At 52.5% G+C, this 21,299-nt stretch carries 18 protein-coding genes; 8 read left to right on the forward strand and 10 right to left on the reverse strand.

What is annotated here, in order from left to right; genetic code table 11:
* The first annotated feature begins 219 nt into the window (after positions 1–219).
* From BMY09_RS14085 to BMY09_RS14115, 7 genes are all read left to right on the forward strand, one after another.
* Positions 220–1,512, forward strand: coding sequence for an ABC transporter substrate-binding protein (locus tag BMY09_RS14085; protein WP_091359506.1), 1,293 nt, complete (start codon positions 220–222; stop codon positions 1,510–1,512).
* A 12-nt stretch (positions 1,513–1,524) separates the two neighbouring features.
* Positions 1,525–2,301, forward strand: a complete 777-nt coding sequence (locus BMY09_RS14090) for an ABC transporter ATP-binding protein (RefSeq protein ID WP_217647446.1) — start codon at positions 1,525–1,527, stop codon at positions 2,299–2,301.
* The gene (locus BMY09_RS14095; RefSeq protein ID WP_091359666.1) at positions 2,288–2,980 is read left to right on the forward strand and encodes an ABC transporter ATP-binding protein; all 693 of its coding nucleotides are present in this window, start codon (positions 2,288–2,290) and stop codon (positions 2,978–2,980) included. Before BMY09_RS14090 ends, BMY09_RS14095 begins: the two co-directional genes overlap by 14 nt.
* 1 nt (position 2,981) lies before the next feature.
* Positions 2,982–3,848 (forward strand): branched-chain amino acid ABC transporter permease, encoded by an 867-nt coding sequence (locus BMY09_RS14100; protein ID WP_091359508.1) that lies wholly within the window; start codon positions 2,982–2,984, stop codon positions 3,846–3,848.
* Positions 3,845–4,861, forward strand: a complete 1,017-nt coding sequence (locus tag BMY09_RS14105; RefSeq protein WP_091359511.1) for a branched-chain amino acid ABC transporter permease — start codon at positions 3,845–3,847, stop codon at positions 4,859–4,861. Before BMY09_RS14100 ends, BMY09_RS14105 begins: the two co-directional genes overlap by 4 nt.
* 95 nt (positions 4,862–4,956) lie before the next feature.
* Positions 4,957–5,859, forward strand: coding sequence for a SphA family protein (locus BMY09_RS14110; protein WP_091359513.1), 903 nt, complete (start codon positions 4,957–4,959; stop codon positions 5,857–5,859).
* Between the two features lie 40 nt (positions 5,860–5,899).
* Complete coding sequence (locus BMY09_RS14115) at positions 5,900–6,919, forward strand: carbon-nitrogen hydrolase family protein (protein WP_091359516.1); 1,020 nt, start codon at positions 5,900–5,902, stop codon at positions 6,917–6,919.
* A gap of 458 nt (positions 6,920–7,377) precedes the next feature.
* Here BMY09_RS14115 and BMY09_RS14120 read toward each other — a convergent pair whose 3' ends face one another.
* The 5 genes from BMY09_RS14120 to mdlC form a co-directional block, all read right to left on the reverse strand.
* Positions 7,378–8,511 carry an alpha-hydroxy-acid oxidizing protein gene (locus BMY09_RS14120; RefSeq protein ID WP_175483546.1) on the reverse strand — a complete coding sequence of 378 codons (1,134 nt, stop codon included), beginning with the start codon at positions 8,509–8,511 and terminating at the stop codon, positions 7,378–7,380.
* Positions 8,512–8,590: 79 nt separating this feature from the next.
* Positions 8,591–9,565, reverse strand: coding sequence for a ketopantoate reductase family protein (locus BMY09_RS14125; protein ID WP_091359518.1), 975 nt, complete (start codon positions 9,563–9,565; stop codon positions 8,591–8,593).
* Positions 9,566–9,684: 119 nt separating this feature from the next.
* Complete coding sequence (locus BMY09_RS14130) at positions 9,685–11,136, reverse strand: aldehyde dehydrogenase (RefSeq protein ID WP_091359520.1); 1,452 nt, start codon at positions 11,134–11,136, stop codon at positions 9,685–9,687.
* A gap of 20 nt (positions 11,137–11,156) precedes the next feature.
* Entirely contained in the window at positions 11,157–12,176 is a 1,020-nt protein-coding gene (locus BMY09_RS14135; RefSeq protein ID WP_091359523.1) for a TRAP transporter substrate-binding protein, read from the reverse strand.
* A 44-nt stretch (positions 12,177–12,220) separates the two neighbouring features.
* Positions 12,221–13,810 (reverse strand): benzoylformate decarboxylase, encoded by a 1,590-nt coding sequence (gene mdlC, locus BMY09_RS14140; RefSeq protein ID WP_091359524.1) that lies wholly within the window; start codon positions 13,808–13,810, stop codon positions 12,221–12,223.
* 100 nt (positions 13,811–13,910) lie between these two features.
* Between mdlC and BMY09_RS14145 the strand changes: the two genes are divergently transcribed.
* Positions 13,911–14,807 carry a LysR family transcriptional regulator gene (locus BMY09_RS14145; RefSeq protein ID WP_091359527.1) on the forward strand — a complete coding sequence of 299 codons (897 nt, stop codon included), beginning with the start codon at positions 13,911–13,913 and terminating at the stop codon, positions 14,805–14,807.
* Positions 14,808–14,944: 137 nt separating this feature from the next.
* On the opposite strand, the gene BMY09_RS14150 is transcribed toward BMY09_RS14145, so the two are convergent.
* The 5 genes from BMY09_RS14150 to BMY09_RS14170 all read right to left on the reverse strand — a co-directional run bounded on the left by BMY09_RS14150 (position 14,945) and on the right by BMY09_RS14170 (position 21,145).
* Entirely contained in the window at positions 14,945–15,997 is a 1,053-nt protein-coding gene (locus BMY09_RS14150; RefSeq protein ID WP_091359529.1) for a TRAP transporter substrate-binding protein, read from the reverse strand.
* An 84-nt stretch (positions 15,998–16,081) separates the two neighbouring features.
* On the reverse strand, positions 16,082–17,029 hold the full coding sequence (locus BMY09_RS14155; protein WP_091359531.1) for a PDR/VanB family oxidoreductase: 948 nt from the start codon (positions 17,027–17,029) through the stop codon (positions 16,082–16,084).
* Between the two features lie 44 nt (positions 17,030–17,073).
* Entirely contained in the window at positions 17,074–18,126 is a 1,053-nt protein-coding gene (locus BMY09_RS14160) for an aromatic ring-hydroxylating oxygenase subunit alpha (RefSeq protein WP_091359534.1), read from the reverse strand.
* A gap of 436 nt (positions 18,127–18,562) precedes the next feature.
* The gene (locus BMY09_RS14165; RefSeq protein WP_091359537.1) at positions 18,563–19,351 is read right to left on the reverse strand and encodes a helix-turn-helix transcriptional regulator; all 789 of its coding nucleotides are present in this window, start codon (positions 19,349–19,351) and stop codon (positions 18,563–18,565) included.
* Between the two features lie 162 nt (positions 19,352–19,513).
* On the reverse strand, positions 19,514–21,145 hold the full coding sequence (locus tag BMY09_RS14170; RefSeq protein WP_091359541.1) for an amidohydrolase: 1,632 nt from the start codon (positions 21,143–21,145) through the stop codon (positions 19,514–19,516).
* Positions 21,146–21,299: the final 154 nt, after the last annotated feature.

The following is a 21,299-nucleotide window of genomic DNA, read 5'->3' on the forward strand; positions in this document are numbered from 1 at the left end:
TGACGGTTCTATTGATAAATATCATCCCTTTCAGATCAGTTTAAAAGCCTGTTTCCGGTATGGCAAATGTTTGGTTCCTGCTCAGCCAAGAGTGCCGTTCTGACCAAGAAAACTCTCCGGGCTGCACAAGATCAGTTTTGCACTCAGGTGTAGCTTAATAGACATCAGATGGAGCAAACAGCGCCATTCAGAGAGTTAAACAGACCGGAGTGAGTAGGAATGAAGCACCATAATAAAGAAAAATTGCAAAACCTCCCCAAAGTGGGGCGTCGGTACTTCCTGAAGTCAGCAGCGGCCCTGGCGGTCGCCGCATCTATGCTGAGTTCACTGGAGGCGATGGCATCCTCAGATGTTATCAAAATTGGTTATGTCAGCCCCCAGTCGGGGCCATTTTCACCCTTTGCCGAAGCAGATGATTATATTATTGATCAGGTACGCGGCCTGCTGGCAGACGGCCTGACCATCAGTGGCAAACACTACGATGTTGAGATTCTGGTACGTGATGACCAGAGCAGTCCCGATCGTGCATCAAACCAGGCTGCGGATCTGATCAATGGTGAAGAGGTGGATCTGATGCTGTCTCAGGTGGCGATCGGTCCAAATGTCCCGCAGCAATGCGAGTTAAACGGCGTTCCCAGCATCAGCACCATGGGGCCCTGGGAAGCATGGATGTTTCCAATGGGGGGAAAACCTGATGTGGGTTTCCAATCTGCATTTCATTTCTTCTGGGGTGTTGCTGATATCGCTGAGGTGTATACCGGTCTCTGGAACGCTATCCCGACCAATAAAAAAGTGGGTATGGTCTGGTCAAATGATGTGCCGGGGATGGCGCTGGGAAATGCCGAACATGGTATGCCCCCGGTGTTTAAGGCCGCAGGTTTTGAACTTCATGAAGTGGGGAACTTCCCGGTGGGAGCAGATGATTTTACTGCTCATATCCAGGCCTTTAAAGAGGATGGTGTAGAGGTCGTTACCGGTCTTTTCAATCCGCCAGAGTGGGCCACGTTTGTGGCGCAGAGCGCGCAGATGGGGTTTAAGCCAAAAGTGATGACTCCCGCTAAAGCGCTGCTGTTTCCCTCTGGCGTTGCTGCTCTGGGCCAGTCCGCTGACCGCATGTCCACTGAGATCTGGTGGTCTCCTGCCTATCCCTTCAACTCAAGTCTGACAGGCCAGTCTGCGGCGGAACTGGTGGCCGATTATCAGGCTAAAACCGGGCGCACCTGGACCCAGCCAATTGGTGTGGTACACGCTCTGTTTGAGGCGGGTGTTCAGGCACTCAAACTCAGTGGTAATCCGAAAGACCCCGAGGCGGTGGCGAATGCTATCCGGAACATGCAGCTGGACACCGTCATAGGCAAGCTCGATTTCGGTCATGGCCCGGCAAAAAACGTATCCAGTATGCGTGTTGTTGGTGGGCAGTGGCGGATAGAGGACGGCAAGCCTGAGATCTTTATTACGGATAATAAAACCGCACCGGAAATTGCCATCGAACGACCATTCGAAGCGCTTTGATTGCAGGGTGGGATGATGATTTTAGAGATGGTTGATATCCGTAAGGCGTATGGGAAAAACGTGGTTATTCCCGGCTTGAGCCTTACGGTTAATGAAGGTGAATTTGTCGGCGTTATCGGGCCTAACGGTGCAGGTAAGTCAACCCTGTTTGGCGTTATTTCCGGTGAGCATGTGGCGGATAGTGGTTCTATTCAGATGGCGGGGGAGAATCTCTCCGGACTTGATGCTGCGGCACGCTGTCACCGGGGAGTTGCACGGACATTCCAGATTCCCCAACCCTTTCTGGGGTTGTCAGTTTATGAAAATACCCTGGTATCGGCGACGTTTGGTGCTGGTCTTCACGGTGAGGAAGCGCGCGAGTCTGCCCGAGCTGCTTTGCTAAAGACCGGTTTGCTGACGCTAGCCAATAATGGGGCGGATACGCTGACCCTGCTGCAACGGAAACGCCTCGAACTGGCACGGGCAATCGCGACACAACCGCGTCTGTTACTGCTGGATGAGGTTGCCGGTGGGCTTACGGATGCCGAGGTTGGTGAGTTACTGGAGTTGATTGTGTCGATCAATCAAAGCGGTGTCACTGTGTTATGGATTGAACACCTGGTGCATGCGCTGGTTTCGGTGGCTGAACGACTGGTGGTATTGGCAGAGGGGCAGATTGTTGCCGACGGTATTCCGAAAGCGGTGCTCGATGTGCCTGCGGTGCGTGAAACCTATCTCGGTTCTGATCTTGAAGATGATGAAGCGGACTCGGTGGTAGCCGACGCGGGAGGTGATGATGTTAGAGGTTAACAGCCTGTCGGCGTATTACGGTCTGTTTCAGGCGTTGTTCGATGTCGATCTGAGGGTGGAAGAGGGCGAGTGTATCTCCCTGATCGGTGCTAACGGAGCGGGTAAAACCACCCTGATGCGTGCACTGGTTGGCGCGCTAAAGGTCGATAGCGCAAGTGTACTGTTTGAAGGTCAGCCGGTGGGGGGGCAGTCTGAACGTCAGCAACTTGCCCGGGGAGTCACTCTGGTGCCGGAAGGGCGGCGACTGTTTCCCAGTCTGACGGTGCGCGAAAACATCGAACTTGCGCAGCATCACGGACGTCCTGGTAAGTGGGATGCCGAGCTGCTGTTTCAGGAGCTGCCTGCGCTGGCGGAGGTGCAGAACCGCATGTCTACGGAGCTGTCCGGTGGTCAGCAACAGCTGGTGGCAATCTCCCGTGCACTGGTAACCAACCCCCGCTTACTGCTGTGTGATGAGATTTCGCTCGGCCTGTCACCCTATGCCGTGGATGAGGTGTACCGCTTGCTGAACAGGGCGCGCAAAGACGGCATGTCAGTGGTGCTGGTGGAACAAAATGTACAGCGTGCGCTGGCTGAAGCGGATCGTTTCTACTGTATACAGAAAGGGCGTGTGGTGCTCGATGGCCCGGCCGCTGATGCTGACCATCATGCGGTTGCTAACGCCTACTTTGGAGTTTGATATGCTGGTTTTTATCGAAACTTTGATTAATGGCCTGTTACTCGGGGCACTCTATGCGCTGTTTGGCATGGGGCTGAGCCTGAGTCTCGGGGTGATGCGGATGATCAATATTGCCCACGGCGACTTTATTGTTCTGGGCGCTTATCTCTCAAGCGTGATTGTTATGAGCACTGATCTTGGACCGCTGGCCTCGTTACTGTTGCTGCTGCCGTTGATGTTTGTGATTGGCTGGTTGTTGCAGGTTGTGCTGTTTAACCGCGTCGTCGGCAGGGATCCGCTCTCGCCGCTGCTGCTGACCTTTGGTCTGTCGATTGTGATTCAGAACCTGTTACAGGAGGGGTTCAGTGCCGATACCCGCAGTCTGCCTGCCGGTGACCTGGCACTTCAGGGTGTCGAACTCGGTGGTATGAGTATCGGCGTTCTGCCGCTGATCTCGGCGGCGATCAGTATCGCTGTGTTCTGGTTTATCAACCGTCTGATCCACCGTTCCCCGGTGGGGGCTGCCGTCAGGGCTGTGGCTGATGATCAGGAAACCGCCCGCCTGGTAGGGGTGAATGACAAACGTCTGTTCGCCTATATGACCGGATTGATTCTGGTGACCGTGGGTATCGCCTCGGTACTTTACGGCATGCGCACTCCGTTCTCTCCGGCATCGGGTCCTGAGCGGCTGATCTTTTCCTTTGAAGCTGTGGTCCTGGGTGGGCTGGGTAATCTCTGGGGAACCTTTATTGGTGGTCTGATTATCGGAGTATCTCAGCTGTTTGGAGCCCGGATTGATACTGGTCTTGGGCCGTTTTTTGGTCATCTGGTATTTCTGCTGGCACTGATTGCCCGCCCACAGGGCCTGTTTAAAGGGGGGAAATCATGAAATCTGAAAATCTGTCTGTGACTGCCGCTGCTGCAAACACTACTGGGGTCGCTGTGAATAAAACCTACTGGATCAAAAGCATCATTTTGCTGGGATTGCTGGGCGTGCTGATTGCGTTGCCCTGGTTTACAGGCTATTCGACTCAGCGACTGATGGTTGAGCTATTTACTTTCTATGCCATCGCGCTGGCCTGGAATCTGCTGGCCGGATATGGCGGTATTGTTTCGGTGGGCCAGCATGTGTTTGTGGGTATCGGAGCCTATGCGATGTTCTCGGTTTCAACGACCTTTTCCCTCAACCCCTGGCTGGCACTGCCTGCATCGATCATCGTCTCAATACTGTTTGCGCTGATCTTTGCTGTACCGATGTTTCGCTTACGGGGCGCCTATTTTGCGGTAGGTACCTGGGTGCTGGCGGAGATGGCCCGTATTGCGGTGCTTAACAGCGACTGGCTGGGAGCCGGTGGTGGTATTCCTCTTACCACCATGACCGGTATCAGTCGCTGGTTACGCAATGCCGGGGTTTACTGGGCTGCACTGGCGGTCGGGGCTGGCTCACTGGCGGTTATCTGGTGGCTGATGCGCGGACGGCTTGGGCTGGCCCTGCTCAGTGTTCGTGACAGTGAAGCGGCGGCGTCTGCCAGTGGGGTTAACGTACTGCGTACCAAAGTGATTCTCTGGGTGATTGCTGCGGCTATCACCGGCACGGCGGGTGCGGTGGCCTATATGAATACGTTGCAGGTATCCCCGGGTGCCACCTTCTCACTCAACTGGACCGCTGCGGCTATCTTTATCGCTGTACTGGGGGGGATCGGCACTCTGGAAGGGCCGCTGATTGGCGTAATTGTCTACTTCCTGTTGCGCGAGTGTTTCAGCAGCTATGGCAGTTGGTATTTCATCATACTGGGGTGTATCGCCATTCTGACAATGGTGCTTGCACCGGGTGGTGCGTGGAGTCTTATAACCCGCCGGAAACAGATTGATCCGTTTGGGATACGCAGGATTTTATCCTGAATAAACCCGTTTTCTCTTAAACCTTTTACAACACAGCCTGGCTCCATGCATGAGCATGGAACGGGATAACTATGTCTTAAAATTGGAGACGCATAATGAAAAAAATCAAATACTCCGCTCATGCAGTGATTGCTGCCAGCCTGTTATTGGGCGCTGTATCAACGGTTCAGGCGGCTGAAGGGGGCGGTTCCAACTATGCCTCTGGTGGTGATAACTTTTTGATGGGAGCGGTACCTCCGCCAGGCTTCTATACCCTGGTGTTTGGCAATATGTATCGTGCCGATAAGGTGCTGGATCACAATGGTAATACCGTTACCCCCGATGATTTCAAGCTGTCTGCGAATGTTGTTGCGCCCCGGTTTGTCTGGTCAACGCCTTATGAGGTCGGCAGCGGTACGCTGGTTATGCATGGTATTTTTCCACTGGTTGACCTGAAAGTTGAAGCGATGGGCAGCAGTGAGCGTAAAACCGGGCTGGGCGACATAGTCTTCGGACCGGGTATTGTGCATCACCATTCGCAAAACCTTCACAGTGTGCTGGGGGTTGATTTTGTTGCCCCCACCGGGGACTACGATAAGAATGACGGCGTCAATATTGGCCGCAACTACTGGTCGACCATCGCTCTGTATACCATGTCCTATATCGATCCTGAGGGACTTAACTGGGACTTCAAAGCCAACCTGATTTTCAACCAGGAAAACAGTGCCACCCATTACAAAACCGGTACAGAGTTTGATGTTGATTACTCTGTTGGTTATGGCCTGGGTAATGACTGGACGGTGGGGGTCAGTGGTTACCTGTATAAACAACTGAAAAATGATGAGCTGAATGGCGTCACTCTGGCGGATTCAAAAGGCAGTGCTTTTTCAATCGGCCCATCAGTTAAGTATATGAATGATAAGAACTGGCTGTTCACTGCCAAGTTTGAAAAAGAGTTTGAGGTGGAGAACCGTCCATCCGGCTATGCATTCCGTTTAAAAACATCGATTCCATTCTGAAGCTGATGAAACTGGGTCTTAATTAATTAGGAGTAGAGTGATGGGTATCGAACATCCCAAATATAAAGTTGCTGCTGTGCAGGCGGCCCCCGCATTTCTGGACCTGGATGGTGCGGTTGATAAAACCATTCAATATATCGATGAGGCCGCTGCCAATGGTGCCAAGCTGGTCGCATTTCCAGAGTTATGGATTCCGGGTTATCCCTGGTGGATCTGGCTGGGCGCGCCCGCCTGGGCGATTCAGAAAGGTTTTGTGCAGCGTTATTTTGACAACGCGCTGACCTACGACAGCCCTCAGGCTGAGCGTATCCGTGACGCGGTTCGACGTAACAATATCATGGCGGTAATCGGGTTGGCAGAACGTTCCGGCGGGACGCTGTATATTGCTCAGTGGCTGATCGCACCTGACGGTGAAACGATTGCTCAGCGACGCAAAGTGCGTCCCACTCACGGAGAGCGGACTGTTTTTGGTGAAGGTGATGGCAGTGATCTGGCGGTGCATGAAACGGAGTTGGGCCGCATCGGAGCACTCAACTGTTGGGAGAATATTCTCTCCCTGAATAAATTCGCCATGTACTCACAGCATGAACAGGTACATGTGGCTTCCTGGCCCAGTTTTACCACCTATGAGCCGTTTGCCCATGCGCTGGGATATGAAGTGAATAATGCGGTGAGTAAGGTTTACGCGGTAGAAGGGTCCTGCTTTGTGGTTGCGCCGAGTGCGGTACTCTCTCAGGCGATGGAGGATGAGCTGTGCGATACCCCGGATAAGCGTGAGCTGATCCATGTGGGGGGAGGGCATGCAGTGATCTACGGCCCGGATGGCAGCCCGCTGTGTGACAAACTGCCGGAAGATCAGGAGGGTATTCTCTATGCGGATATTGATCTGGGGGTGATCGGTGTGGCGAAAAGTGCCATCGATCCGGGTGGTCACTATTCACGCCCCGACGTAACCCGTCTGCTGCTGAACAAAAGACGGATGCGTCCGGTAGAGCATATGGCGATGCCATTGGACTCTGTAGATGAGGTGATGACAGAGGAGGGATCAACAGAGATCTGATTCACGATGACTCCTGAGCTTACCCGGCCGGTAATAGAGAATATTGTCCGGCCGGTCTTTTTAGATTTCCTTTTCTTTGGGTGCCTGAGCGATCAGGTGCCTTTTTTGTCTTAGTCGCTAGTGATGATCTTTTGGCTTAATCGCCGGGATTGATTGTCATACAGGCTAACAGAGAGATCACTTTGAGATCGGACATCTGTATCATGGCATGAATGTCGAGAGTCTGAGAGGGAACAACCGCTATGCTTTACACTGTTGAGTGCACATTTTCCAATCCATCTGAATAAACCGTTAGGCAGACAACTTATCAGCCCTGCTTCGAAATGCAGGTGGTTTCCTTCGATGTTGAGATGTCATCTTCGTTTGAGGTGGCCCAGAACGGTTCTAACCGAAATCTGGAGTCCACCGGTTTCGTGAAATGATTGCTGCAGTGCGTTTATTGCGCGCGCCTGGAAGTGTCAGAAGGGGGATTTGATATAATCGGGGGTGAGGGCTGAGGTGGAGGGACAACCAACGTTTGCCAGGGTGCGGTCAATATCCGCTAAAATCATACTCAGGGAATGATCGACGCCCGCTTCTCCCCGTGCGGCCAGCCCGTAGAGGAGAGCTCGGCCCAGAAGTACTCCCTTAGCCCCCATGGCGATTGCTTTGACGATATCGGTGCCGCGGCGAAAGCCACTGTCGATCAGTATCGGTTTGTCGGTTGCCGCAACACTCTGTGCCAGAGTCTCTATAGGCGCCACGCAGGTGTCGAGTTGTCGCCCGCCATGATTGGATAAGATGACGCCATCCGCACCTTCACTGATACAGCGTACAGCGTCGTCCGGGTGGATTATGCCTTTTACCAGCAGAGTGTGGGGCCATAGCTCACGCAGCCAGCGAAGTGCTTGCCAGTCAAAACTGGCATCCATCTGTCTTGATAACAGGGCTGCCTGCAACTCTGTGTCACTGGCATCAGCAGTCTTAAAGTTGGCGAGTTCAGGTACACCATGCTTGAGCAGGGCCATCGACCAGCGGGGGTGGAGACAGCCATCCAGTATAACTTTTGGCGTATATTTAACCGGTATACCAAAGTCATTTCTCAGATCCCGTTCACGGAAACCATTGACGGCCACATCAGTGGTGAGAATCAGAGTGGTATAGCCGCTGTTTAAAGCGCGTTCCACCAGCTGTTGCGCCAGCGTTCTGTGAAGCACATACAGCTGGAACCATTTTTCCCCGTTGCTGCAGCGAGCAACAGTTTCAATCGAGCTGTTGGATGCCGTCGACAGAATAAAGGGGATGTTAAACTTCGCCGCCGAACGTGCCAGCGCAAGATCACCCTTGGGCCAGAGAATACCGTTCAGCCCGGTGGGGGCAATCGCCAACGGCGCAGCAAAATGCTTACCGAACAGCTCAGTTTCCAGTGTACGGCTACTGACATCCAGAAGTCGTTTGGGTGTCAAACGGATGCTGGAAAGTGCCACTTGGTTGTGGCTCAGGCTGTGTTCCTCATCGGCCCCGCCGTCTAAATAATCAAATACCATACGTGGCAGGCGTTTTTTGGCCAGCTCCCTATAGTCCTCGATCTTGATAGGAACTGCGATACTCATAGTAATTCCTTAATTATGTCGCCATTCATCGCAGTGACGATAACGTCTACCGGGAATATGCTGTCAGAGCGGTTTAACGTCAGGCGGATACCGCCAGATGCTGTTTCAGTTTGACCAACTGACACAGGGTTCTGTTGACCGGTGCGTCGATACCGGTTTCAGTGGCCACCATGACAATGGCACCATTGATGGAGTCGATCTCAGTGGCCCGGCCATTCTCAATATCCTGCAACATTGATGGCTTATGATTGGGGTGCTCTCGCATCGCCATCTCAACATTGTCCCAGATATGGGTTTCATCGAGAGTGATCCCCTTCGCTTCACCGGCGAGAACGGTCTCGTGCACCACACTGCGTGCCAGCTGAACGGAATCTTCAACCTCTGCAATGCGTCCGGGTGTCGCTCCCGTCACGGCACAGATTGAGTTCAGGGCGGCGTTAAAGGCTACTTTCGACCAGATTACTGAGTGGATATCCGGGTCCAGTACTGAGGTTAGTCCAGCGCCATTGAACAGGACTGCCAGGTGATCAACCCATTCCGGGTGTTGCGTGTTGGCATCCATCATGCGTGAGCTGGATGGGCCGTGGGACACCACATGACCGGGACTGTGAAGGTCGGCAGGCACCAGCGTTGTGCCGACTGCAATGCGGCTGAAATCGTGATGCTGGGCTATTTTGTCCGCATTTCCCAGACCGTTCTGCAGTGACAGGATTACGGAATCCGCTGTCAGCAGATGCTGAATCGATTGCATCGCGCCGTCGGTATGCATGGTTTTAGTAAACAGAATAACCAGATCGGCGGGTTGGTTAACATCGGCGGCCAGTGCTGCGGTGGCGGGTAGCTCACTGCGTCCATCATCGGTCTCCAGAATCAGTCCCTGAGCGTTGATTGTTGCTATCTGTTCAGGGTTTACATCAATAAAGGTGACCCGATGGCCCGCTTTAAGCAGTAGCCCGCCAAAATAACAGCCCATTGCGCCAGCGCCCACCACTGCGATATGGGGTTGTTCAGCTAGTCCGGCTGTAGAGGTGTTATGAGGTTGGTTATCAGACATGATCGTGTTCCGGTAAAGTTAACATTAGCTTGTGCACGCTGTGACGCTGATTGCAGGATCCAATATATCACTGGAGCAGGCTTGCTCCAGTGATAACCCTTTAACCAGGCACCCGATGATCAGATGGGATAGTGTCTTGGACCAAGCTGGAGAGTCATCCAGCGCAGATCAGTAAACTCTTCAATCCCCGCTTTCCCCCCAAAACGTCCATAGCCACTGGATTTTACTCCGCCGAATGGCATCTGGGGTTCGTCATGGACGGTAGGCGCATTGATATGGCAGATACCGGATTCAATACGTTTGGCAACCGCCATCGCCCGGGCTATATCCTTACTGAATACTGCTGCTGACAGACCATATTCACTGTCGTTCGCCAGACGGATCGCTTCATCCTCATCTTTGACTCGAATCATCGCTACCATCGGGCCGAAAGACTCTTCGCTGTAAAGGCGCATATCTGAAGTGACGTTATCGATCAGGGTTGCCTGCATGATGACACCTTCAGCCTTGCCACCCGATAACTGGCTGGCGCCCTTACTGAGGGCATCTTCAAGCAGATCGTTGAGTTTGAGACCGGCCTGAGTGCTGATCAGGGTGCCGAGTTGATTGTGACTGTCCTGCGGATCACCGGCGACCAGTGATTTCGCTTTGGCAGCCAGTTTGCTGGCGAACTCATCCGCCACTGAATCAACCACGATAAGCCGTTCGGTGGACATACAGATCTGGCCCTGGTTGAAAAAGGCCCCAAACGCCGCAGCTTCAACCGCCGCATCCAGGTCGGCATCTTCCAGCACAATAAAGGGGGCTTTGCCGCCCAGTTCCAGCAGCGCTGGTTTCAGATAACGCGCGGCTGTTTCGGCGATGATTTTGCCGATTCCGGTAGAGCCGGTGAAGTTGATACGGCGCACGCCTTCATGCTCAATCAGGGCTGTTACTACTTCACCCGCCTGTTCCGGGGCGTTAGTGATGACATTGACGATACCGTCACCGAGACCGGCTTCGTTAAGTACCTGACCGATCAGCTGATGGGTGGCCGGACACTGTTCTGAAGCTTTCAGTACCACGGTGTTACCGCAGGCGATCGGTGTCGCGATAGCCCGTGTACCCAGAATAATCGGGGCGTTCCAGGGGGCGATACCCAGTACTACTCCGCAAGGGACACGGACACCCATCGCCATATTGTCAGGCACGTTTGAAGGGATGATCTCGCCGCCCACCTGAGTGGTCAGTGACGCCGCTTCCCGCAGCACCCCCGCCGCGATCATGACATTGAATCCGGCCCAGGCAGGGGTTGCACCTGTTTCCTCCATCATCCGGCTAATAAACTCATCCTGATAGGACTCCATAATATCAGCCGCTTTGAGTAGTTTCGCCCGGCGTTCGCCAACACCTGACTGGGACCAGGTTTTAAAAGCGGCAGCCGCCGCGGTTGCTGCCGCTCTGGCATCATCGGCTGTCGCTGCAGCGGCTACGGTAACCACCTCAGTGCTGAGGGGATTGCAGCGCTGGAAGGTTGCATTCTCAGTGGCTGGCTGATCTTTACCGGCGATTAACAAAGAGATGTTGTTCATCTGATTACCCTTTTCTTGTTTTATGCTTCGCACTTGCTACGCAGTTCGGTGGCTTTTTTGTACACTTCACGGGCGGTGGTGGCGCCACGCTCTTCAATATTCCTGAGATATTTTTCAGTACCATTTTTAAGCGGCATACCCCATTCAGGATCGTTCAGCGGATCGTTAACAACATGGATGGTATCCCCCTGAGCTTTAGCCTCGGCCAGACCTTCCTGATCCAGACGGTTAAATACTTTGGCCGCCTTCATTGCCCACTTCATACCACTGTTATCATCAATAACCTTTTTCAGCTCAGGTGAGAGGTTTTCGTAGGTACGCTTATTCATTGTAGCGACAAAGGTGCTGCTACCATACGGGATCTGAACATGATGGTTGGTCAGCTCATTAATGCGGAAGATCTTCATCGCTTCAAATGGAAAGCTCAGGCCGTCAACCACACCGCGTTCCAGCGCTTCGTAAATACCTGGTGCCGGAATACCAACGGGCGCTGCCCCCATCTCCGCCAGCATCGAGCCGGCAACTTCATTGGGACGACGCATTCTCAGTCCGGCAAGATCAGCCGGTACCTTAACCTCTTTCTCCCGGGTGTGCAGATAAGCAGGGCCGGTGGAAAACATAAACAGCACGTGGGAGTCATCGTATTCCTGAGCCACGTCGCCTGAGTCATACAGGCTTTGCAGAATACAGGACCCCTGGGACGCTGATGCCGTAATGCCGGGTAGCTCAACGATCTCTGTCAGTGGGAACCGACCTGCAGAATAACCCTGAACCACACCGGTGATATCTGCCAGACCTGTTACTGCACCATCGTATGACTTAGCGGCTTTTACCAGTGTTTGCGATGGATACATATCAATCTTTATCTGACCATTTGAAGCCTCTTCAACGGTTTTGGCCCAGACTTCAAACACCTCAGTGTTGACTGCTGAGGTTGCTGGCCAGAAGTGAGCAAAACGCAGAGTCTCTGTTGCAGAACTGGCGCCAGTTGCGAATGCCAGTGATGCCGCTAATGCTATTTTGGGGAATAGTTTTGTCATTATCATGTTCCTTTCTTCGTCATTATTTTTGTTTTGTCTGTTGCTCAGGGTTCGATCGTTGTGGTGGGGATTTCCAATAGCACCGGCCCCTTGGCGTTGAGTGCGTTTTGAAACTCTGTCTGAAACTGTTCACGACTGTTTATCTCGATAGCTTCAACACCATAGCCTCTGGCGATAGCGCAGAAATCCAGTCCGGGTACATCCAGTCCAGGCGAGTCTTCAGCGTCCAGAATGCGGGAGAACCAGCGTAGGGCGCCGTAGGTTCCATTCTTCAGGATGATAAAGATCACCGGAATCTGATATTGAGCGGCGGTCCAGAGTGCGGTGATGGCATAGTTGGCTGAACCATCGCCGATAACACCAATGACCTGTCGCTCAGGTTGGGCCAGTTGTACACCCACCGCAGCGGGTAGGCCAAAGCCCAGACCGCCGGCGGCCGGGAAGAAATAACTCCCCTGATGACGCATCTCAACCCGCTGCCAGAAGGCAGTAACAGTGGAGGTGGATTCTTTAACGTAGATTGCATCATCCGGTGCCAGCGTATTTAGCTCATCGAAGATGATCTCCGGTGTCAGCGGCCCTTCGGTCACATCCGGCGCTGGAGCAGGAACGGGAAGCGCCACAGGCATACTGCGCTGGGTCTGTTGTGTCGCTGTCAGCAGCGCACTCAGCATGCCACTGATATCGCCCACCAGAGCATCACCCATGGGGGCTCTTGAGGCTTCCTGCAGATCGCAGGTCAGCTGCACCAGTTCTGCGCCTTCTGGCAGATAGCGGCCAGGGGCGTGTTGGTGATAGCGAAATACCGGCGCACCGATGACGATGATCAGGTCATGACCCGCGAGCTTTGCGGATACCCCGGCAACGGCTGCCGGGAGGGTGCCGCGGAAACAGGCGTGGCGGGTCGGGAAAGGACAGCGGGGTGCAGAGGGCGCCACCCATACCGGAGCGGCAATTTTTTCAGCCAGTTGTACGGCTAACGCATTGGCATGATAAGCGTCGATGTCGGGGCCCAGTACCAGCACCGGGTTTACTGCGTTATTCAACCGGTCAGCCAGCTTAGTCAGTTGTGCAGTCGAGGGCATACCTGCGGTGGCAACGTCACGGTCTGCCAGCAACAGGGCATCATCTTCAACCTCTTGCTGCCAGTCATCATGGGGAATGGACACGTAGACCGGGCCACGGGCGGGCTGAGTCGCCATGTGGATCGCCTGGCTGATGGCCCGGGGGACATCACCATGCCAGCTGGGTTCGTAGCTCCATTTCACCAGCGGGCGGGGAAGCTGGGTTGCGTCAACATTTGACAGCATCGACTCAACCCCCATCAGCGAGCGGGCCTGCTGACCAGCGGTGACAACCAGTGGCGAATGAGAATACCAGGCGTTGGTCAGTGCACCCATGGCGTTGCCGGTTCCGGCTGCAGCGTGGAGGTTAACCATCGCCGGTTCACCGCTGGACAGCGCGTAACCGTCGGCTATCCCCATCACAACACCTTCATGAAGACCTAAAATATATTCAAAGTCCTCAGGAAAATCCTTGAGAAATGGCAGTTCATTAGAGCCCGGGTTGCCAAAGATTTTGTTGATACCCTGCTGTCGCAGTAGCTGGTAGGTTGCGGAATGCACAGTTGCCATTGTTATTGTCTCGATTAATTAACACTTGCCCCTACCATATAAAGACTGCTTTAATTTATCCAATTGATAGTATTTCTATATAAAATAGATGGTATTTATTTTGTCTAATATCGATCTCAATCTTATCCGCACCTTTGTCACGCTTTATGAAGCCAAAAGTGTCACCCTGGCGGCGGATAAACTGTTTGTTACTCAACCCTCGGTTAGTTATGCGTTGTCCCGATTGAGGGATACGTTCAATGACCGGTTATTTGTGCGTGGCAAAGAGGGGATGGAACCCACCGTCTATGCCACACAGCTGTATGAGGTGTTCCGCGATTCATTACAAACCATTGAACACACCGTGGACAGCGCGCGAAATTTTGATGCGACGGAGACGGAGAAACGCTTCACGCTGGCGATGACGGATCTGGGTGAGATGGCACTGTTGCCCTATATATTCACAAAACTTCAGCAGCAGGCACCGGGGGTTGAGCTGGAGGTGTTGCCACTGGAGATCGACAAGGTAGAGGAGTGGCTTTCAAGCGGCAAAGTAGATGCCGTGATCTGTAGCCGGACTATTCCCGGGGCGCAAATTGAGCGTCGGGTGATACTGGAAGAGAGTTATGTCTGCGTCATGCATCAGCAGTTTGCCCCTGATGCTGATGAACTGACACTCGAACAGTTTATGAACCAGAAACATGCACTGGTGACGCGCAGCCTGGGTCATGGTTTAGCGGAAGAGGTTCTGGCTGATATGGGGCTGCAGCGCAAAGTCAGTTTAGTGTTGCCGCATTTCTCGGTGCTGCCATCATTGCTTAAACATTCACCGTTGATGGTTATTCTGCCACGTAAAATTGCTTTCGCTTTTTCTGAAATTGTACCCCTGAAGATCTATTCCCTGCCGTTTGAGGTGCCCTCCTTTGAGGTGGCTCTGAACTGGTCCAGACGAGGGTTGGAGTCTCCGGCTCTGCACTGGTTTCGTGACATCATTGCTGAAGCGGTAGGGGTGGAATAGCGTGGCGTTTCTGTTGCTTTAATCGACTGGTTTATCTGCAGCGGATATCCGGCATCTTTATGGGCTTAGTCAAAGGCCCCGGATAGTTCCGGGGCCTCTGGGCTTAACCTGTATTGATTCAGGCTTAAGCAGACCGATTACTGCTGATTTTGAGCCTGATATTTATCGATCAGGGCATTGGCTTTATCCAATAGTCTTTGAGAATCATAGCCATCGTCCTTCATCTGTTTCAGCCAGTCTTCGGTTACGAAGGCCAGTTTCTCTTTCCAGGCGGCAATTTCTGATTCGGGTAACTGATATAGCTCGTTGCCCTGATCAATAGCAGCCTGACGGCCGGTTCTTTCGTAGGTATCGAACGCTTCACCAATAAAACCCGCCAGCTCTACGCCGGAGTTATCATCGATCACTTTTTGCAGATCGGGCGGCAGGCTGTCATAGGCTTTTTTATTCATACTGAAAATAAAGTTATTCGCATAGAGGCCGCGCTTTCCGGGTATCTCCGTATGATGTTTAACCAACTGGTGTATTTTCAGTGGCTTAACAACCTCGAAAGGCAGGACAGCAACATCGATGACCCCCTTAGACAGCGCGCTTGGCATCTGTGGTACAGGCATGAAGACTGTATTGGCGCCCAGCCCTTCAAATGCAGCCGCCATGGTTTTATTTGGAGCACGGACTTTCATTCCATCCAGGTCTGCAACGGTGTGGATCGCTTTATCCCGCGAGTGCAGGGAACCGGGGGAGTGCACATGCATCGCCAGCAGGTGCACATCTTTGAACTCATCAGCCATCTCCTGTTCGGCATACTCCTGAATCGCCATGCTCACCGATTTTGCATCGGCTGCCATGAAGGGGAGTTCAAACACAGTGGATTTAGGGAAGCGGCCAGGCGTGTATCCGGTCACTGTCCAGCTGATATCAACGATACCCTTACGTACCTGGTCAAACAGTTGTGGTGGTTTGCCCCCCAGTTGCATCGATGGGTAGATATCAATCTTTATCCGCCCATCGGATTCCTTCATCACTTTATCTGCCCAGGGAACAAGGAAGTTCGTATGTGCGTTTGATGGAGGTGGTAGCATATGGTGCAGTTTAAAGGTGAATTCCGGTTCAGCCGCGCTGGCGCTGCCAGCCCCGAGTAATAAAGCACAAACAGCAATAGAACGTTTTATGGTTGTTTTTAGTTTCATGTAGGTACCTTTAAAGGTTATTTATTGTTATTGGATTCAGCACAGTTTTTTGTAATACGTATCAGCTAGCCAGTAACCCGATGTTCATATATCCAGTACTAAACGGGCGCTTTTGGCGCGGGAGCAGCAAGGCGCGAACTCTTCGTTTCTGGCGTGTTCTTCCGGGGACATATAGACATCACGGTGGTCTGGTTCGCCGGAAAGCAGGCGGGTGGAGCATGTACCGCACACCCCCTCTTCACAGGCAAAGGGAATATCAATGTCCAGATCAAGCATGACGTCCAGGGCACTTTTATCTGCCGGGATCTGGATCACTTCGCCACTACTGGCAATCTGAATTTCAAATGCACTATCGGCTTCGCCTGAGCTGGCTGCCGCGGCAAAATATTCCCGGTGTAACCGGGGTTCATCCCAGCCTTGTGCGGCTGCAGTTTGTAACACTGCATCCATAAAAGGGTTTGGGCCACAGGTGTAGAGATGAGTGCCCTGATCCGGATCGGCAAGCAATGCCTGCATATCCAGACGGCCCTCTGTCTGGCTGAAGTGGAATGTTACCCGGTCAGCAAATTCAGAGGTGTTAATGCGCTCAACAAAAGCGGCCTGCGCCGGGGATTTAGCGCAATAGTGCAGGGAAAAACTGGCACCGGTGTGAGCCAGGCGTTCGGCCATACAGAGCAATGGCGTGATACCGATGCCCCCCGCGATCAGCAGGTGATGGCTTGCACTGTGCTCCAGTGGAAACAGATTGCGCGGCTCACTGATGGTTAAACGGTCCCCCACATTGACTGACTCATGCAGACAGACCGAACCACCCCGTGAATCGGGATCCTTGAGGACACCAATTTCATAACAGTGGTGGTCATGGGGTGGGTTGCACAACGAATATTGTCGCACCAGCCCATTGGGCAGGTGCAGATCAATATGTGCGCCGGCACTAAAGGCCGGCAGTGCTGAATTATCGGTACGCGCCAGGCGAAACAGATGAATATCATCTGTTTCCTGCACCTTGGCGGTGACTTCGACTTCAAACATAGTATTCTCTCCGGGTCTTCATCGGGTCGTCAGTTAAGCGTTTGTCAGGCTAATGAAGATTCCGCGGCCTCAGGGTTTTCCTCTTTCAGAAGCTTGTCGATAATACGTCGGGCATGAACGCCCCCGGCATCAATATCCAGCTTAAGCAGTCGTAACTCGGGATTGGCCAGCAGGTTTTTCTGCTGTAGTTCCAGCATCTCCAGATCTTCAGCAAAAATGCCTCCCTGACCTTCGCGAATCGCGTCTGTCAGTGCCGGATCATCGGCTTTAAAGTTGCGTGCCATTCCCCAGAAATACCAGTGGCTGGTTTCTGTTTCAGGGGTGATGAAGTCGACAACGACACTGTTTACCCGCTTATCTGCCGGAGCTTCCCGGCCACCGTTACCGGCCAGAGCGACACCTACGTCGATCAGTACATGGCTTGGGGGGGTAAAGCGACAGATCTGCCAGCGATCTACCGGCTGGTCATCGGGCAAACCTTTGGTCCGCAGGTTCCCCTGCCAGAAGGGGGGCGCAATCACACTGTCCATGAAGCGGCTGGTGGTGACCTCATTACCCACTTTCTCTGTTTTAACCGGTGCTTCATCGATCTCTTTCTGACCGATGCTGGTGGAATGAACGTAGGTTTCGTGGGTCAGATCCATCAGGTTGTCGATCATCAGTTTGTAATCGCACTGGATATGATACAACCCGCCGCCGTAGGCCCAGTCATCACTGACTGCCCACTCCAGATGGGGGATAGCATCACTGCTGGCTTTATCGGCATCGCCTGTCCACACCCAGATAAACCCGTAACGTTCTTCGACAGGATAGCTCTTCATGCAGGGAAAACCGCCCACCCGCTGCTTGGGCATCGAGAGGGTTTTACCGTCGCGGCCAACTTTCAAACCATGATAACCACACACCAGGCCGCCGCCTTCGGTATAGCCAAGGGAGAGTGGTGCGCCACGGTGGGGGCAGAAGTCTTTCACCGCAGCGACTTTGCCATCGCCATCTCTGAAAAAAGCGATCTGTTCGCCACAGATTGTACGGCCGAGGGGTTTTTCTGCGATTTCATCAGGGGTACAGGCTACATACCAGCAGTTTTTAGGAAACATAGAAAGGACTCCGAAATAGTGTTGTTTGTTTTTATGGATACAATAATAGGCAAATCATGGGTGTATATGCAATAAAAAATGCATTTTTGGATACAAAAATAAATTTCAGTGGGTCGTGGTTGTCGATTTTCTCTGCTCAGCAAAGCGTGAATAGTGAGGGGGAGGAGGCTGAAAAGTCTGACTTAAAACAGAGCGTTATGAGGGCGGATGGCTAAGGCTGTGGATTAAGCTAACCCTGAACCGTTTGGGCCGGGTTTGTTAACCCGTCTTTATGCCAGAAGGTTATTCAGGCGAGTCTGTTCAGAAGAGCCTGTTCCGAAGAGTTCGATCAGAAGAGTTCGATCAGAAGAGTTCGATCAGAAGAGTTCGATCAGAAGAGTTCGATCAGAAGAGTTTAGCCAGAAGAGCTTAGATCAGCAGAGCTGATACCGAACGGTTATTTATCGGAAATGTCATCCAGGAAGAGCGAAAACAGTTCTGACTTGGAGTTGATTTCCAGCTTGCTGTAGAGGTTTTTACAGTGAACTTTGGCGGTACCGTGGGCGATGCCCAGCAGCTCTGCAATGGCGATTAAGGAGTAGCCCCGGATAATCAGTATCGCTATCTCGCTTTCCCGCTCCGTTAACAGGCCACCGCCGAAGTTTCTGAACACACTGGATATCTGCTCATGAATGATAGCGCTGGCGTCCTGCGAGCTTTCCTGAGTATTTTCGATATTCTGCCAGTGCTTTCTATAGGCGGAGATAACCAGAGGGGATATGGCCTGTAGCCGTTGTCGTGTGGCGGCTGTCGCCGGGGTTTCGATGACAGTGAGTGATATCTGTATCTGCGAATCGTTGTCCAGGTTTATGATAAACGCGGCTTCTTCATAGCCCCGGTTGCAGTAATGCTCGGTGTAGTAAGTACTCTCGAAAAAGTCATCCGGAGCGATCTCTTTGATAAAGTGTAAACCGGTTGATAGCCCCGTTTTAAAGGCATTATAGAACGGATCGATCATATAGAAGCCGTTCAGATACTCATCCATTATTTTGGAAGTTAACAGGGTTGAGTCAGGGGCTAGCAGAATCGTTGGACGGCTATTTTTATGAAAGTGAATGGCGAATACCGATTCACAGGGTGTGGCAGAGTTGATCAGACTGAGCAGGGCCGGAGTAAATGCGTCAGTACCACTCGTATCGATGAGTTCAGAGGCAAGCAGGTATATATTTTCTGAAGAATCTTCCACTCATACTTCCTTTGGGATTCTGACCTGATGGTGCTTAATAGATGTTGCTCAATAGTATATCGGTTGGTGAGTTTTTGTCGAATGGCAATTTGGGCGGGCGGGGAAGGGCACGAAACAGGTCAGCAAGCCTGCTGCAGGCTTGCTGATGCAACTATCAATGGATCAGTAAGATGCGTCCCGGTATACCTCGTTGCCGCCTAACAGGGTTAACAGTACCTTAGTCTTTTCAATTTCGTACGGGGAGATGGTATAGAGATCCTGATCGAGGATGATCAGGTCAGCAAATTTACCAACCGTTAAACTACCGGTGGTTTTCTCTCTCCAGGCTGCCCGTGCTGCATTGATGGTATAACCTTTGATTGCGGTATCGATATCGATGCGATATTGCGGGTTGTGTGCCGGCGAGCTTTCACTGGCGCCGGAAACCTGACGGGTCAGTGCTGTCTGCATGATAGCGAAGGGATCAAAGGTACTCACGCCCCAGTCACTGCTGAGTGCACAGACTGTTCCCTGACGTACCAGTTCACCAATCGGGAAAATCTGACTGCAACGTTCTTCTCCCAGCATCTCCAGAGCGATCTTATCGTTGTCCGGGTCCGGTTGAGCCCACAGTGGTTGCACGTTGCCATAAACCCCCAGTTGTTTGAAGCGGGGAAAATCTGATCCGGTGACCAGCTGTATATGTGCCAGCTGGTGACGGCTATCCCATGGACCATTCATCCGCTGGGCGTACTCAATACCATTCAGTGCTGCGTTAACGGCGCCGTCACCGATGGTGTGAACATGCAGCTGGAACTTCTCTTTATCAAAGGCGGCAAAGAACTCATTGATCTGTGGCTGATCAAACATCAGCGGTGCGGTTGAGCCGGTATCACTACGGGGTTCAAGCAGTGTCGCCGTGCCACTTTCAAGCACTCCGTCAAGGAAGAACTTAGCTGAGTGGAGTGACACCATATCATCGGCGTAGGTTTCCCGCAGCGAGAGAAGTTCCTGCAGCTGCTCTGTCAGGGGCAGGTGTGCAAAGATCTTCGAGGTGGCCGCAACCCGCAACGAGAGCTGACCGCGCTGATTCAGTGTACGGTAGTTTTCCATCGTTTTGCGAGGGGCGACGGCATCCAGAATGCCGGTGATGCCGTGCTGGTTGAACACTTTGCAGTAGTGCTCCATCGCCTCGAAATAATCCTCGTCGCTGAACGCTGGTGAGAAACGGTTCATTGCCCAGATGGCATCCTCATAGATATACCCTCTGGGGGAACCATCGGCACAGCGGGCATAGCTACCGCTGGCGGGTTCCGGGGTGGTGGCGGTGACGCCTGCAATACGAAACGCTTCGCTGTTAGCCCAGCCACTGTGATAGTCAAACGAGAAAATCAGTGCGGGACGCCCACCCGTTACCGCATCCAGTTGCTCTTTGGTTAGACTGTTTTCATTAAAGATAGAGGGGTTAAAACCGATCCCCTTAATCCACTCTTTATGGGGGTTCTCCCTGGCGAAACGCTCAATCTCATTGAGCAACTCTTCCATGGTTTTCATCTCATGCAGGGGGACATAGTGGAAGAAGTCGGCGCTGGTGGCCTGAAAGTGTATATGGGTATCCTGAAAGCCCGGCAGCACCAACTGCCCCTGAGCATCAATCATCTGAGTATGATTGTCAGCCAGCGCTTTAACTTCAGTGTTGCTGCCTACCGCGATGATTTGATCGCCATAGATTGCCAGTGCTTCAGCCTTTTCATTTATATCATCCATGGTATGGATGTTACCGTTAAAGATTATCTTGTCTGCGATGTATGGCATTGAATAAATCCATTTTTAAAGATGTGGACAAAAGGTATAACTGAGGCTGTCAGATAATAAATGCCTGACTATTTATTATGTTTTCAATTTTTTTAGAAAATATATCTCATACATCTGTCAGATTAACGTAATTAAGATCGGCAGGAATACCACG

Source organism: Amphritea atlantica, from assembly GCF_900111095.1.
Taxonomy (GTDB): Bacteria; Pseudomonadota; Gammaproteobacteria; order Pseudomonadales; family Balneatricaceae; genus Amphritea; species Amphritea atlantica.

Coding starts and splice junctions, on each gene's coding strand:
- BMY09_RS14085 (WP_091359506.1), top strand. CDS start 220: ATGAAGCACCATAATAAAGAAAAATTGCAAAACCTCCCCAAAGTGGGG.
- BMY09_RS14090 (WP_217647446.1), top strand. CDS start 1,525: ATGATGATTTTAGAGATGGTTGATATCCGTAAGGCGTATGGGAAAAAC.
- BMY09_RS14095 (WP_091359666.1), top strand. CDS start 2,288: ATGTTAGAGGTTAACAGCCTGTCGGCGTATTACGGTCTGTTTCAGGCG.
- BMY09_RS14100 (WP_091359508.1), top strand. CDS start 2,982: ATGCTGGTTTTTATCGAAACTTTGATTAATGGCCTGTTACTCGGGGCA.
- BMY09_RS14105 (WP_091359511.1), top strand. CDS start 3,845: ATGAAATCTGAAAATCTGTCTGTGACTGCCGCTGCTGCAAACACTACT.
- BMY09_RS14110 (WP_091359513.1), top strand. CDS start 4,957: ATGAAAAAAATCAAATACTCCGCTCATGCAGTGATTGCTGCCAGCCTG.
- BMY09_RS14115 (WP_091359516.1), top strand. CDS start 5,900: ATGGGTATCGAACATCCCAAATATAAAGTTGCTGCTGTGCAGGCGGCC.
- BMY09_RS14120 (WP_175483546.1), bottom strand. CDS start 8,511: ATGAGTATCGCAGTTCCTATCAAGATCGAGGACTATAGGGAGCTGGCC.
- BMY09_RS14125 (WP_091359518.1), bottom strand. CDS start 9,565: ATGTCTGATAACCAACCTCATAACACCTCTACAGCCGGACTAGCTGAA.
- BMY09_RS14130 (WP_091359520.1), bottom strand. CDS start 11,136: ATGAACAACATCTCTTTGTTAATCGCCGGTAAAGATCAGCCAGCCACT.
- BMY09_RS14135 (WP_091359523.1), bottom strand. CDS start 12,176: ATGACAAAACTATTCCCCAAAATAGCATTAGCGGCATCACTGGCATTC.
- mdlC (WP_091359524.1), bottom strand. CDS start 13,810: ATGGCAACTGTGCATTCCGCAACCTACCAGCTACTGCGACAGCAGGGT.
- BMY09_RS14150 (WP_091359529.1), bottom strand. CDS start 15,997: ATGAAACTAAAAACAACCATAAAACGTTCTATTGCTGTTTGTGCTTTA.
- BMY09_RS14155 (WP_091359531.1), bottom strand. CDS start 17,029: ATGTTTGAAGTCGAAGTCACCGCCAAGGTGCAGGAAACAGATGATATT.
- BMY09_RS14160 (WP_091359534.1), bottom strand. CDS start 18,126: ATGTTTCCTAAAAACTGCTGGTATGTAGCCTGTACCCCTGATGAAATC.
- BMY09_RS14170 (WP_091359541.1), bottom strand. CDS start 21,145: ATGCCATACATCGCAGACAAGATAATCTTTAACGGTAACATCCATACC.